Raw genomic sequence first — 12,303 nt, forward strand, 5'->3', positions numbered from 1 at the left:
CGGAGAGGGCATTGATTTTATTTCGGTACTTAACTCGCGAAGTGTTACTCACCATGTCGGCTGTGGCAGGTATCTTACTGCTGGTCATTATGGGCAGTCGTTTTATTCGTTACTTCTCTGACGCGGCGGAGGGAGATATCCCCGTTACCATTCTGGGTAGCTTGATGGTGTTTCATCTGCCTGGCTTTATGGAACTGGTGCTGCCGCTCGCGTTCTTTCTGGGCATCCTGCTGGCCTATGGCCAAATGTACATGAACAGCGAAATCACCGTAATGGTGGCCTGTGGCACGAGCCCTCTGCGGCTGTTGCGAGTAACGTTGCTGCCCGCCTCGGTAGTGGCGGTGCTGGTGGGCTTTTGTAGCTTGTGGCTAACCCCCGCCGGGGCGTTGCAAACGGCAGCGACGCTTGAAGAGCAGCGCAGCCGGTTGGATGTGTCGGTACTGGCGCCCGGGCGATTCCAGGATTTCGGTGGTGGGCGTACCGCTTATATCAGCGATTTCAGCAGCGACGGCACCGAGATGCAAGAGGTGTTGGTTCATGAACGGCCTAATACAGAAAACCCACATAGCTTTGTTACTCGGGCCGGTTCGGGGTATCAGGAAACGCGCGTTGAAACGGGCAGCCGCTTTTTAATATTGGAAAATGGCGAGCGTTACGGTGTGGTACCGGGCCAGCAGGATGCTCAACGGCTAACGTTTGAACGCTATACGATGCGCCTGGGGTTAAGTCGCGGCCTTCAGGAGTTTGATTCTATTGAGTACGCTACCACCGCGGCGCTTTGGGATGATCCTAACCCACGCGCCCAGGCGCAGTTTCAGTGGCGTACCGGCTTGCCGTTCATGGTCTTTGTATTAGCGCTCATCGCCCAGCCGCTTTCTCGGGTGAACCCACGCCAGGGCCGGTTTGCCAAGCTACTACCGGCGGTATTTTTGTATGTGGCTTATTTGAGCTTACTGCTTGCAGCGGTCGATGCGATTGGCAGTGGAAAGCTCTCGCCATTGGTTGGCGTTTGGCCCGTGCATCTCTTGTTTTTAGGCCTCGGCTTGCTGCTTTTGTGGCGCTCACAACGTAAGGGGATGCGCTAATGCTGGCTGATCGTCTGGATCGTTACATCGCTCGCAACGTGCTGGGGGCAATTATCGTTGTGCAGTTCGTCCTGCTGGGGCTGGATATCACCATTGCCTACATTGGCGACCTGAGCGATGTACAAGGGAATTTTACCGCGCTTGATGTGTTTCTCTATCTGCTGATGCGCGTGCCTTGGCGGTTTTATCAATACGCGCCCGTAGCGGTACTGATAGGCGCGCTCATTGGTTTGGGAAGTATGGCTTCCAGCAACGAGTTGACCGTGATGCGTGCTTCAGGTCGTTCGCTGGCGCGCATCGTCTGGGGTGTGATGAAACCGGTGTTGCTGGTGGTTGTGGCCGTGCTACTGGTTGCTGAGTTTGTAAGCCCGCGTACCGAGCAGTTTGCCGAAGCGTGGCGGCTTGAGCAGCGCCAAGGGGAAAGTGCTCAACCCGCCAGCCGTAGCGGCTGGCAGTTTGAAGGCGACAGCGTTTACCGATTTGGTGCCATACGGGCCGATGAGGTCGTGCTTGATTTAACCCGCTACCGGTTTGATGGGCGCCGCTTGGTGGAAGCCACCCACGCTGACCGGGCGCACTGGGAAGAGGGCGCCTGGCGGCTTGCAAACATCACCACGACACGTATCTATGATGACCGCACTGAATCCGACTATCAGGCCAGTGCTGTTTGGGAAACACAGATTACGCCGGTGCAGTTAGAGCGGCTGCTGCGCTCGGTCGATAGTCAGGCACCCAGCGAGCTATGGGCGTATGCACGCTACCTTCAAGAGCAAGGCTTAACGGCGGATCAACCGCTGTTGTACTTTTGGCAAAAAGTCTTAATGCCCCTCACCATGGGATCGCTGGTATTGATAGCGGCGTCCTTCGTGTTTGGCCCGCTGCGCACTGTGGCGGCAGGGACTCGCGTCTTTTATGGCGTCGTGACCGGGCTGTCATTTAAATATATGCAGGATCTGCTTGCGCCTGCGTCGACGATCTTTGGGTTTTCGCCCGTATGGGCAGTGCTGGTGCCAACACTCGCCTGCGCTGCTGTTGGGGTTTACTTCCTGCGCCGTAATGGCTGACGTCATGGGCGCTGGTTTAGGTCGCCGCCTGGGGGCTCTGCTCTACGACAGTGTGTTGGTAGTGGCGCTCTGGCTGACCGTAACAATCGTCCATCTGGCTTTTTTTCGACTGGTGTTGGGGCAGCCCGTTGAAGCCGTGGGTGCTTCTGCGCTATCGGTTTGGAGCCTGCGCGCGCTGTTGCTTGTTTCCGTCACTTTTTTCTTCTGCTTTTTCTGGTCTCGTAGCGGCATGACGCTGGGTATGCAGGCATGGCACCTGCGCGTGCAAGCACCGAACGGGCAAAAAATCACCCTTAAGCAAGGCCTTGTTCGCTGTGTCACGGCTTGGTTCTCGCTGGCGGCGCTGGGCATGGGCTATGGGTGGGTGCTTGTCGATAAGCAGCGGCGTAGCTGGCCAGATATCGCCTCTCATACCTGCACGGTAATAGTACCGAAACGCCAGGAAACCTCTGACTAACGAGTGTGCTCATTACGTTAATCAGAGGTTTTCGTGGGCAAAGTACGTATTAGGTGTTTCGCAACTAAATAACTAACAAGCTGAATTGAATAATAAAAGCTAAATGCTAAGTGCAATCACTGCTAAAGAGCATTTGTTTTTACTTGCAAAGATGCATGCGAATCATTTACATTCACCTCATGTGATTAATGAGGTGTCGCCATGTACGTTTGCGTGTGCAAGGGAGTAACCGATCATCAGATACGTCAGCAAGTGAGCGACGGAGCGCGCAGCTGGCGAGAAGTACGTGAAGCCACCGGCTGTGCGACCCAGTGCGGCAAGTGCGCTTGTATGGCTAAATCGCTAACGCGTGAAGCGGTACAAAATGCCCGCTTGGAAGCCGATATGAGTCTCGCTTACGCCGTATGACGCGAATCACTCTTGTTAGAGTTATCGTTAGCAAATAACTGATTTGTTTGAATTTTTTGATCTCTTCTTTATACTCTCAGAAAACTGGGAGTATGCCTTTGCGTGGCCTATACTCCTTTGTTAACGTAACTGTTTGATTGCTTAGAAACTCTCAGCATTACAACGAAAAGGTGACGTCATGAAAGGTGATCCCCAGGTAATTCAGCATCTCAACAAAGCGTTAGGCAACGAGCTTATCGCTATCAATCAGTACTTCTTGCACGCCAAGATGTACAAGGATTGGGGCCTAAAAGCGCTCGCCAAATGGGAATATGACGAGTCCATTGAAGAGATGCAGCACGCCGATAAGCTAATTGAGCGCATCCTGTTCCTGGAAGGTATTCCTAACCTTCAGGACTTGGGCAAGCTGCACATTGGCGAAAACGTTAAAGAGATGCTCGAAAGCGATCTGCGTATTGAGCACGACGGCCGTAACGACTACATCGAAGCCATCACGTATTGTGAAAGCGTTAAAGACTACGTTTCACGTGATTTGCTGCGTGATCTGCTCGCCGATGAAGAAGAGCACATTGACCATATCGAAACCGAGTTGAAGTTGATTGAGCAGGTCGGTATTCAGAACTACATGCTGCGCCAAATGCAGCTGGCGGGCGACCACGAGTAAGCGCTAGCCCAGCACTTATTGACGACCGCTCACAAAAATGCCCCCGACAGTGTCGGGGGCATTTTTTTGCCTATCATGAGTGCTATTGCCTAACGGGCTGGCTTGCTTGACCCCACAAAACTTGAAAGCGATACCGCCAGTACCGAGAGCAGCACCAGCGCCAGCGCAGGAATCAGCACCGCCCAGGGCGCACGCTCAATGTACGGCATACCTTCTGCCAGCACTAACCCCCACTCTGGCGAAGGTGGCCGCGGTCCCAGACCCAAAAAGCCCAGTGCCGCAAGCGCCAGCGCAACCCCAGGTAAGCGCAGCATGGCGTGGCGAAATACCGGGCCAATCACCGCAGGAAGAATATAGCGGCCCATCAAGCGCAGCTGCCCCACTCCTAGAAGGGGCGTGATGCGTACGTGGGGCTGGGCTTTTGCCTCGGCGACCAGCGCTGCTGTATGCGCCGCCAAGGGTGCCCAGGCCACGGCCGTAACCGCAATAACGGCGCCGCTGGTGCTGGGTCCCATCAAACCGGCCACGATAAGCCCCGCAATGGTGGGCGGCGTTGCCTTGGTAATCTCAATGGGGCCGGTGGCAAGCTTGGGTGCCAGGCCAATCAAGAGCCCCAATATCAGCGTGAAAAATACTACCGCAACCGCCATGCCAATGGTGGAGAGCGCGCCATGGGCCACGCGGGCCAGAATATCGCGCCCAGTGCCGTCCGCGCCTAGCGGCAGGCCAAGGCTGGGTGTTTCCAGGCGCATAAAGGCCGAACTAAACGGGTCGCGGGTAATGCCTGCAATCACTAGCACACACAGCAGAAGAACCGCGACGCTCGGGACGATCCACGCTCGCCGCGATACGCTTTGCTCGGTGTGGGTAACGGGCAATGCGCCCAGCCGAAATGCCCGGCCGAGCAGCAGCGCGCGGCCAATGTTGGCAAGGCTGCCCAGCACAATCGCAATCACCAGCAGAATAAGAATGCCGGTTTGCAGTGCAGGCATGTCCTGGGCTGATGCCGCTCCCAGCGTTGCCCGGCCAAGGCCCGGAATCGAAAACACCTGCTCGACGGCTATCGCACCGCCGGTTAGGCCGACCATGACCATACCCACCTGGGGCATAAGGCTTGGCAGCGTACGGCGCAGAACGGAGAGCGTAATACGGCGATGAGAGAAGCCCGCCACACTCCAGGTGGCCACCCAACGCTCGGTAAAGGTGGCCGATAGGCCATCGCTGAACAAGCGGCCCAGCAAGCCGCCTGCGGGAAGCCCCAGCGCCAATGCGGGAAGCACCGCATAGCTCAAGCCGCGCCAGCCATAGGGCGGCAGCCAGTTAAGCCAGGCGGCAAACACCACCAGCAGTAGTGAGGCGAGGAGAAACTCCGGCAGGGCCGTTAATGCCGCGCCCACGGTGCCAGGCGAGCGGCTAATCTGGCCACGCAAACCCTGCCGCACCACTGGCAGGCAAATAAGCGTTGCGGTAACCACCGCCACCAGCATGGCAAAGCTCATTAGCAGCAAGGATACCTGTGCGCTTTTTAGCAGGCCGGGCAGCACCGGCGCGCCTGAAATCCATGAGTTACCTGCATCACCCTGCAAAAGCCCCAGCAGCCAGTGCTTCAGCATCTCCAGCGGCCCGGATTCCAGGCCCAACTGAGCACGAATGGCCGCCAGTGCTTCTGGTGTTGCCTCCTGTTCGGCAGAACGCGCCCGCAAGATGCTGAGCGCCGGGTCGCGGCCTGAAAGCCAGGGCAGTAGCCCCACCAGAACCACAACGCCTGCCAGCGTCACTAGGCGTGACAACAGGGGAATAAACGGCTCGATGCGTAGGCGGCGCCACAGGGGCTGTGATGTTGCGTTAATCATGCGTGGCGCGCCTTCAGGACTCGCTATCAGTATCGATAGCGGTTTTTTCGGTGATCAGCATGCGCTCACGCGGGTCGCGCTCGGCGTTGCTAACCCGTGCTGATTCCCCCTGAATGACCCGCTCGTGGAGCATCGGGATCGCCGCATCGGTGCGCAGAATAGCGGCTTCAGCGTCGATAATCGCTTGGCGGCGTGCTTCACCGGTGGGCTGCTGTGAAGCGTTGGCAAGCGCCTCATCAACGGCCGGGTCGCAAAGCTGGGCGATATTGAAAGAGCCTTCACAGGCGAAGTCGCTGTACATGTAGGCCACCGGGTCGCCCGAATCCAGCACAGTGGCACGCGACAGGATAAAGGCATCAAACTCACCGGCTAACGCGTCGGATTCAATATGCGCGTACTCGCGTACTTCCTGCGTCACCTTGAAGCCAGCCTGGGTCAACTGCTGCTCAAGCAGGACGGCAACTTCCGGCAGCTCAGCGCGATCAGTAAAGGTCGCCAGAGTGATTTCGACGCCCTCTGGTGCGGTAGGCGTGGCACGGTCATCTATTGAGGTGCGGTAGTCGCTTGCCCAGGCCAGTGCCGGACCCAGTAGACCTTCGGCAATATCGGCACGACCTTCGTAAACGGTCTTCACAATGGCGGCACGATCAATCGCTTCACGCGCGGCCGCTCGCAAGCCGGGGTCCGCCATGGGGCCTGATTGGGTGTTCAGATACAGCGTGCTGGTGCGCGGCATGGGCACTTCGTGCACCAGCGCCTGGTCCAGCAGCGCCACTTGCGATACCGGAATGGCTTCTACCACATCGGCGGTGCCGGTTCTCAGGGAAGCGGCGCGCGCCGTACCGTCGGAGACATAATCCGCATCAATACCGGCAATGGCGGCGGGCTCGCCCCAGTAATCATCAAACCGGTCGAGCGTGGCGCTGGTGGTGCCATTGATCTCTTTCAAAACAAAAGGGCCGGTGCCTGCTTCGATGGGATTCACTCGGCCATCATCGCCATAGGCGCTAGCGGCTAGAATCGCCAGCTGCGGGCTGGAAAGCCGGTTGGCAATTAGTGGGTCGGCTTTCTCGGTACGCACCAGCACGGCATTGTCGCCATCGGCTTCAATGGTCATGTTAACGCCGTCCAGAATACGCGGCTTGGGGGCCGCTTGAGTGGCGGCTGTCAGGGAATTCACGACGTCGTTGGCGGTCAGCTCGGTACCGTCGTGGAAAACCACACCGTCACGAATCACAAAGCGCCACGTTTGGTCGTCCACCTGCTCCCACTCGGTCGCCAGGAACGGCTGCGGGTCACTGTTGGTGTCCAGGCGAACCAGAGTTTCAGCGTTACTCCAGCGCGATAGTTTAAACGCGTCGTCGGATAACGGACTCAACCCTGAACGCGGCGGCTGAAGCATCGCGACGCTAATTCGCTCGTCGGCGTCTGGTGAGGCAGAGGTTTCATCACGCTGGTTATCAAAGCAGCCAGCGAGTAGAAAAGGCGCGGCCAGGACAGCGGGTAACGATAGGCGAAACTTGTGGCGTAGCATTGGGGAGTCTCCATGTCAGGAACAGAAGTAGACGTTAACAACAGCCGCCAAACGTTCGTAAGCAAACGCTTGGACGCCATGTTGGCGAAACGGATTATTCGTCGCGGATAGGTTATTTATAAGCCCGCTATAAAAGCGCCCCCACGTCCGTCGGACGACAGTGCGGGTAAGCGCAGGTAGGCAGTTGAGAGACGGCCTTGATCAAATCAAGCGTGATGGGATGGCGAGGTGCGCGCCAAAGCTCAGTGGTAGGGCGGTCTTCAACAATCCTGCCGTCGTCCATTACCAGGGTGCGCTTGCAAAGGTTAGCGACCACGGATAAATCGTGGGACACCATCAGCAGGCCTGTGCCGTTCTCATCGCAAAGCCGCTTCAGCACGTTAATCACCTGGGCGCGCACCGGCAGGTCAAGCCCGCTAAGCGGCTCGTCGGCCAGTAAAAAACGCGGGCGGGTAGCGATGGCTCGGGCAATGGCTACCCGCTGCGCCTGGCCGCCGGAAAGCTCATGGGGTTTGCGGTCCAGAAATGAAGTGCCCAGCCCCACGTGCTCAAGCGCTTCCTGGGCGCGCTCAATCGGGTCGCACTTCACCTGAAGGCGAATCAGCGGCTCAGCAACCAGTGCGCGCACGCTCATTCGCGGGTCAAGCGAAGAAGCCGGGTCCTGGGGAATATACTGAACCGCCTGGCGGTACCAGCGCAGGCGGGCCGTGGACGCGGGGCGCACTACTTTATGTTGGCAGGTAATTGACCCACTTTCAGGCGCTTCAATCGCCAGCAACGAGCGCAACAAGGTGGTTTTACCCGAGCCGGACAAGCCCACCAGCCCCACGCGTTCGCCGGGGTAAAGAGTAAGGTCAACATTGTTGATGATGTGCTTACGCTCACCTGCTCGCCAAAACACCTCACGTGGCAGCGTGACGCTTTTATTAAGCCCGCGTGCCGATATAAATGCTTCTCTACCCACGAGTGCTTCCTGACGACTAAACGGTAGGGGGCTTTGCATCAGGCGCTCTTTAAGTAATCAACGGATAGAGGTTCGGCCACGCTCGTGAACTCGGCTGGCTGTACGCTATGCGCAGCGGCCACTAACTCTTGAGTAAAGCGGTGTTGTGGGGCGGTAATCAGCGTATCCAGCTCACCGCTTTCAATCATGACGCCGCGCTCGATAACCACTGCGCGTTGGCACAGCTGAGCGGCGGCGTGAAGGTCGTGAGTGATAAACAGCAGAGACGTGGCCGTTTTGCCGGTATGTTCGCGCAGGGCGCGGAGTACCTGCGCCTGGGTGACGACATCCAGTGCGGTCGTAGGCTCATCAGCAACGAGCAACGAGGTTTTACAGGCCATGGCAAGCGCGATACACACGCGCTGGCGTTGACCACCGGAAAGCTCGGCAGGCGTGCGTTTAATCAACCGCTGCGGGTCAGGAAGCCCCATGGCTTCCAGTAACGCAATAACGGCCTGAATGGCCGCTTTACGCGATAAGCCGTGGTGGCGCGTGAAGGGCTCGCGCAGCTGGGAGCCGATAGTCACCAGCGGGTTGAGCGCCGAAAGCGAATCCTGAAACACCATGGATACGCGGGTTTCATTGCGCCGTTGTGCAGCAGGGGTGTGAATAACGTCCTGGCCAAGAAGGCGAATGCTTCCCTGTACCTGAGCATTAGGCGGTAAAAGCCCTAACACCGCTTTCGCGGTAAATGATTTCCCCGACCCCGATGCGCCCAATAGGCATACGCGCTCATCGGCCATCACGTCAAAGGAGAGGCCATCAACCACCGGCTGTTGGTCAATTTGAATGCGCAGATTACGCACGGATAAAACGGGGTCGCTGCACATTGCCAACATCTCAAATCAGGCCATTAAATCGCTATTAATGGTTATGATATAACGTTTTCTATGAGATCGACAATATGCCGTAATAAAATCCGGGGGCAGAGGAAGAGAGTAATAGAAAGGGTAGGCGCGGGAGTGATGAAAAATGTAGCAGAGATGACAAAAGGATAGGCATAAAAAAGCGCTGACGGTGCAGCGCTTAATGCATACCGGGCAGCAGGCTGCCCGGGGGATGGATTTATTTGGAGGAGGCCGCGAGAACGTCTTCGCTAAAGTTCGTGGCAGGCTCATCGACCGTAAAGGTCGCGCGGCTCAAGCGACGTACACGCTTCATAAACAGGGCGATGCACACCAGCGTACCCAGTGCCGCCACCACATAGCTCACCTGCAGTGGCAGGCCAAAACCAATCGGCGCGTAGGCGATATAGGTAAAGGTAGCCATGGTCATGAAGACCGCCGGAATTGACGTAATCAGGTACGGTTTGCGCGATAGCACCAGATACATCGTGGCGACCCATAGCGCGATCACGGCGGTGGTCTGGTTTGCCCAAGAGAAGTAACGCCACAGTAGCGTGAAGTCCATGTGGGTGAGTGCGTACGACACGACAAACAGAGGTACGGCGATTAGCAGACGCTTAACGATCGGGCGCTGATCAATTTTCAGGTAGTCGGCAATGATCATGCGTGCGCTACGAAACGCGGTGTCGCCAGAGGTGATCGGAAGAACGATAACGCCCAGTACTGCTAGTGTGCCGCCGACGGCGCCAAGCATGGTGGTGGATACTTCGCTTACCACGGCCGCAGGACCGCCCGCTGCCAACACGTCAGAAAGGCTTTGGTCACCGTGGAACAGGCTCATGGCTGCTGCTGCCCAGATCATGGCGATAATGCCTTCGGTGATCATCATGCCGTAAAAGATTTTGCGCCCGCTGGTTTCGTTTTCCGTTGTGCGCGAAATAATAGGCGTTTGGGTGGCATGAAAACCAGACAGCGCACCGCAGGATATGGTTAAAAACAGTAGCGGGAAGATAGGTGCGCCTTCCGGATGCATATTTTGGAACGAAAGCTCAGGGATCGGCGCGCCCGTCACGATCATGCCAATGCCGATACCCGCTGCGCTGAACAATAACAGCGCACCAAAGTAGGGGTAGATGCGGCCGATCACCTTATCAATCGGTAGCAGTGTCGCAATCAGGTAGTAGACAAAAATCGCCATAATAATCAGGGTAAGTGATATCGGCGTCATATTGTCCAGCAGCGCGGCGGGGGAGGTGACAAATACGGTACCCACCAGCAGCAGTAGTAAAATCGCAAAGCCATTAACCACGTGCTTCATGACTTTACCCAGGAACTTGCCCGCCAGTTGAGGCAGGTGAGCGCCGTGGTTGCGAATCGAGATCATGCCCGTTAGATAATCATGCACCGCACCGGCGAAAATACACCCAACCACGATCCAGACGAAGGCGACCGGACCGTAAAGTGCGCCAAGAATAGGGCCAAAAATGGGCCCGACACCGGCAATATTAAGTAGTTGGATAAGCGAGTTACGCGTTGTGTTCATCGGTACGTAGTCGATGTTGTCACGCATACTATAAGCAGGCGTTTGACGCTTGCGATCAGTGACAAAGACCCGTTCAACGAATTTACCGTAGGTAAAATAACCCACGATTAACAGCAGTATCGAGACGATAAAGGTAATCATGTTGGGCACTCAGTGGTCAGGGGATAGTGAAAGACGACAGATGAAAAATCAGCTAGGGCGCTGATTAGTTGGCAGAATGTACAGTGTCGTTAAGCAAACCGCTTTAAGACTTTAGTGGCCCACTGAGCGTAATGACACACATCAATATGAAAACGGGCAGCCTTAGGCTGCCCGGTCATCTTCTTGCGTAACGTAAGCGCGTTATGAAGGTGTCACACCGCAGAGCATGCGCGCACCACCGCCACCCAAGTGTGGCTCGTCTTCATACGTGTCGCCGCCCTCATGAATAATCAGGGCGCGGTCTGTTATGTCGTCGATGCTCAGCCGAGGTGCCAGCACGGGCAGGTTCGCTTCCCCATCGTCGTTGACGGTCAGTACCGGCAGGTCACCCAAGTGGCCTTCGCCATAAGGACCCTGATGAGTATCGGTATTGTCCGGGTCGTAGTGGCCGCCGGCGGCCTGGGCAGCGGTCATTTCGCCGTCATCGTTTTCGGCCGGTTCGCAGCTGGGGTTCTGGTGCAGATGAAAGCCATAAATACCTGGCTCTAGGCCGGTGATGGAGGGCGTCAGTAACACACCTCCGAGTTCGGAGCTTTCAATCGTCACGGTACCGAGCGCATCGTTTACACCTTCGGACGTTACCTCGTGCATATTCACTTCAAGCGATTCGCTCTCATTGGTTTGAGCACTAGCGGTAGTGGCCAGTAGCAGGGCTGCGGCGATACCGGTGAGCGGAGCTGAATAACGCATGGTTCGTTCTCCTTTCCTGTTCCGTGGAAGCCCCCGAAGGGGTGCCTTTACAAGGTAGTTGCCGAGTCCCCATGTTGCCAACGCTGGTTGGCTAGCTTTAACCTAACGTTACGGATGACATCAGCCTGCTCAGCCGCGACAATAGCGCCTCGTTTTTACCCAGGAAGTGCTATGTTGCCGCTTAGAATCCTCTATCAGGATGAGCACCTTGTCGCCGTGCATAAGCCCGCCGGGCTTTTAGTACACCGCTCGGCGCTGGCACGGGGTGAAACGCAGTTTTTGTTGCAGCAGCTGCGTGATCAGATAGGCAAACGCGTTTATCCTGTGCACCGGCTGGACCGGCCGACGTCGGGCGTTATTGTGTTTGCCCTCTCCTCGACTGTCGCCGGGCTTTTAAGCGAAGCGTTTAGTGAACGCCAGGTCGAAAAGCGCTACCTGGCGGTGGTGCGTGGCAAAGCACCTGATGAGGCGCGTCTGGACTATCCGCTACGTGAAGAGGATGGCTCGCGGCCTAAAGCAGAAATGCCTGCGATGCCCGCCATGACCGATATACGCCGCCTGGACAGTGTTGAGCTTCCCGTTCAGGTCGACCGCTACCCAGTAGCCCGTTATTCGCTTATGGAGGCGCGCCCGCTTACCGGGCGCCGCCATCAAATTCGCCGCCATTTATCCCGGCGCGGTTACCCCATCATTGGTGATGCCAAGCACGGTAAAAGCGTCCACAATCGCTTTTTTGCCGACCAACTGAATGCGCCACGCTTGTTGTTGGCGGCTACGCATTTAGCCTTTGATCACCCCGTGCTGGCTAAACGGGTTGCGCTAACCTGTGCCCTGGATGACACCATGACCGCCTTGTTCCATCATTTAGGCTGGGCAGGCCACCTGCCGTTGGACAGCGTGCGGACACCGCCGCTGACAGCGCCCTCTGCCCTTCAAACGCTTTAAAAAGAGCTTGC

At 56.8% G+C, this 12,303-nt stretch carries 12 protein-coding genes; 6 read left to right on the plus strand and 6 right to left on the minus strand.

Annotated features, from left to right (window positions below):
• The first annotated feature begins 11 nt into the window (after positions 1–11).
• From lptF to bfr, 5 genes are all read left to right on the plus strand, one after another.
• On the plus strand, positions 12–1,085 hold the full coding sequence (gene lptF, locus INT20_RS03705; RefSeq protein ID WP_193056460.1) for an LPS export ABC transporter permease LptF: 1,074 nt from the start codon (positions 12–14) through the stop codon (positions 1,083–1,085).
• Positions 1,085–2,149: an LPS export ABC transporter permease LptG gene (gene lptG / locus INT20_RS03710; protein WP_087109933.1), complete on the plus strand. Its 1,065-nt coding sequence runs from the start codon at positions 1,085–1,087 to the stop codon at positions 2,147–2,149. Before lptF ends, lptG begins: the two co-directional genes overlap by 1 nt.
• Positions 2,142–2,606, plus strand: coding sequence for an RDD family protein (locus INT20_RS03715; protein WP_193056461.1), 465 nt, complete (start codon positions 2,142–2,144; stop codon positions 2,604–2,606). The genes lptG and INT20_RS03715 overlap by 8 nt, the downstream gene beginning before the upstream one ends.
• A gap of 201 nt (positions 2,607–2,807) precedes the next feature.
• Positions 2,808–3,014, plus strand: a complete 207-nt coding sequence (locus INT20_RS03720; protein WP_087109929.1) for a bacterioferritin-associated ferredoxin — start codon at positions 2,808–2,810, stop codon at positions 3,012–3,014.
• A 178-nt stretch (positions 3,015–3,192) separates the two neighbouring features.
• The gene (gene bfr, locus INT20_RS03725; RefSeq protein WP_172118571.1) at positions 3,193–3,678 is read left to right on the plus strand and encodes a bacterioferritin; all 486 of its coding nucleotides are present in this window, start codon (positions 3,193–3,195) and stop codon (positions 3,676–3,678) included.
• 89 nt (positions 3,679–3,767) lie between these two features.
• On the opposite strand, the gene INT20_RS03730 is transcribed toward bfr, so the two are convergent.
• From INT20_RS03730 to sodC, 6 genes are all read right to left on the minus strand, one after another.
• Positions 3,768–5,531, minus strand: a complete 1,764-nt coding sequence (locus tag INT20_RS03730; RefSeq protein ID WP_193056462.1) for an ABC transporter permease subunit — start codon at positions 5,529–5,531, stop codon at positions 3,768–3,770.
• Positions 5,532–5,544: 13 nt separating this feature from the next.
• Positions 5,545–7,065 carry an ABC transporter substrate-binding protein gene (locus INT20_RS03735; RefSeq protein ID WP_193056463.1) on the minus strand — a complete coding sequence of 507 codons (1,521 nt, stop codon included), beginning with the start codon at positions 7,063–7,065 and terminating at the stop codon, positions 5,545–5,547.
• A gap of 127 nt (positions 7,066–7,192) precedes the next feature.
• On the minus strand, positions 7,193–8,068 hold the full coding sequence (locus tag INT20_RS03740; RefSeq protein ID WP_193056464.1) for an ABC transporter ATP-binding protein: 876 nt from the start codon (positions 8,066–8,068) through the stop codon (positions 7,193–7,195).
• Positions 8,068–8,907, minus strand: a complete 840-nt coding sequence (locus tag INT20_RS03745) for an ATP-binding cassette domain-containing protein (RefSeq protein ID WP_226912034.1) — start codon at positions 8,905–8,907, stop codon at positions 8,068–8,070. Before INT20_RS03745 ends, INT20_RS03740 begins: the two co-directional genes overlap by 1 nt.
• A 226-nt stretch (positions 8,908–9,133) precedes the next feature.
• On the minus strand, positions 9,134–10,597 hold the full coding sequence (locus INT20_RS03750) for a carbon starvation CstA family protein (RefSeq protein ID WP_193055235.1): 1,464 nt from the start codon (positions 10,595–10,597) through the stop codon (positions 9,134–9,136).
• A 201-nt stretch (positions 10,598–10,798) separates the two neighbouring features.
• Positions 10,799–11,347 carry a superoxide dismutase family protein gene (gene sodC, locus INT20_RS03755; protein ID WP_193056465.1) on the minus strand — a complete coding sequence of 183 codons (549 nt, stop codon included), beginning with the start codon at positions 11,345–11,347 and terminating at the stop codon, positions 10,799–10,801.
• Between the two features lie 171 nt (positions 11,348–11,518).
• Between sodC and INT20_RS03760 the strand changes: the two genes are divergently transcribed.
• The gene (locus INT20_RS03760; RefSeq protein ID WP_193056466.1) at positions 11,519–12,292 is read left to right on the plus strand and encodes a pseudouridine synthase; all 774 of its coding nucleotides are present in this window, start codon (positions 11,519–11,521) and stop codon (positions 12,290–12,292) included.
• Positions 12,293–12,303: the final 11 nt, after the last annotated feature.

Source organism: Halomonas citrativorans (assembly GCF_014898005.1).
Classification (GTDB): Bacteria; Pseudomonadota; Gammaproteobacteria; order Pseudomonadales; family Halomonadaceae; genus Vreelandella; species Vreelandella citrativorans.

Bases quoted from the DNA above. Each gene is read 5' to 3' on its own strand.
- lptG (WP_087109933.1), top strand. From the start codon at position 1,085: ATGCTGGCTGATCGTCTGGATCGTTACATCGCTCGCAACGTGCTGGGG.
- INT20_RS03715 (WP_193056461.1), top strand. From the start codon at position 2,142: ATGGCTGACGTCATGGGCGCTGGTTTAGGTCGCCGCCTGGGGGCTCTG.
- INT20_RS03720 (WP_087109929.1), top strand. From the start codon at position 2,808: ATGTACGTTTGCGTGTGCAAGGGAGTAACCGATCATCAGATACGTCAG.
- bfr (WP_172118571.1), top strand. From the start codon at position 3,193: ATGAAAGGTGATCCCCAGGTAATTCAGCATCTCAACAAAGCGTTAGGC.
- INT20_RS03730 (WP_193056462.1), bottom strand. From the start codon at position 5,531: ATGATTAACGCAACATCACAGCCCCTGTGGCGCCGCCTACGCATCGAG.
- INT20_RS03735 (WP_193056463.1), bottom strand. From the start codon at position 7,065: ATGCTACGCCACAAGTTTCGCCTATCGTTACCCGCTGTCCTGGCCGCG.
- INT20_RS03740 (WP_193056464.1), bottom strand. From the start codon at position 8,068: ATGCAAAGCCCCCTACCGTTTAGTCGTCAGGAAGCACTCGTGGGTAGA.
- INT20_RS03745 (WP_226912034.1), bottom strand. From the start codon at position 8,907: ATGTTGGCAATGTGCAGCGACCCCGTTTTATCCGTGCGTAATCTGCGC.
- INT20_RS03750 (WP_193055235.1), bottom strand. From the start codon at position 10,597: ATGATTACCTTTATCGTCTCGATACTGCTGTTAATCGTGGGTTATTTT.
- sodC (WP_193056465.1), bottom strand. From the start codon at position 11,347: ATGCGTTATTCAGCTCCGCTCACCGGTATCGCCGCAGCCCTGCTACTG.
- INT20_RS03760 (WP_193056466.1), top strand. From the start codon at position 11,519: ATGTTGCCGCTTAGAATCCTCTATCAGGATGAGCACCTTGTCGCCGTG.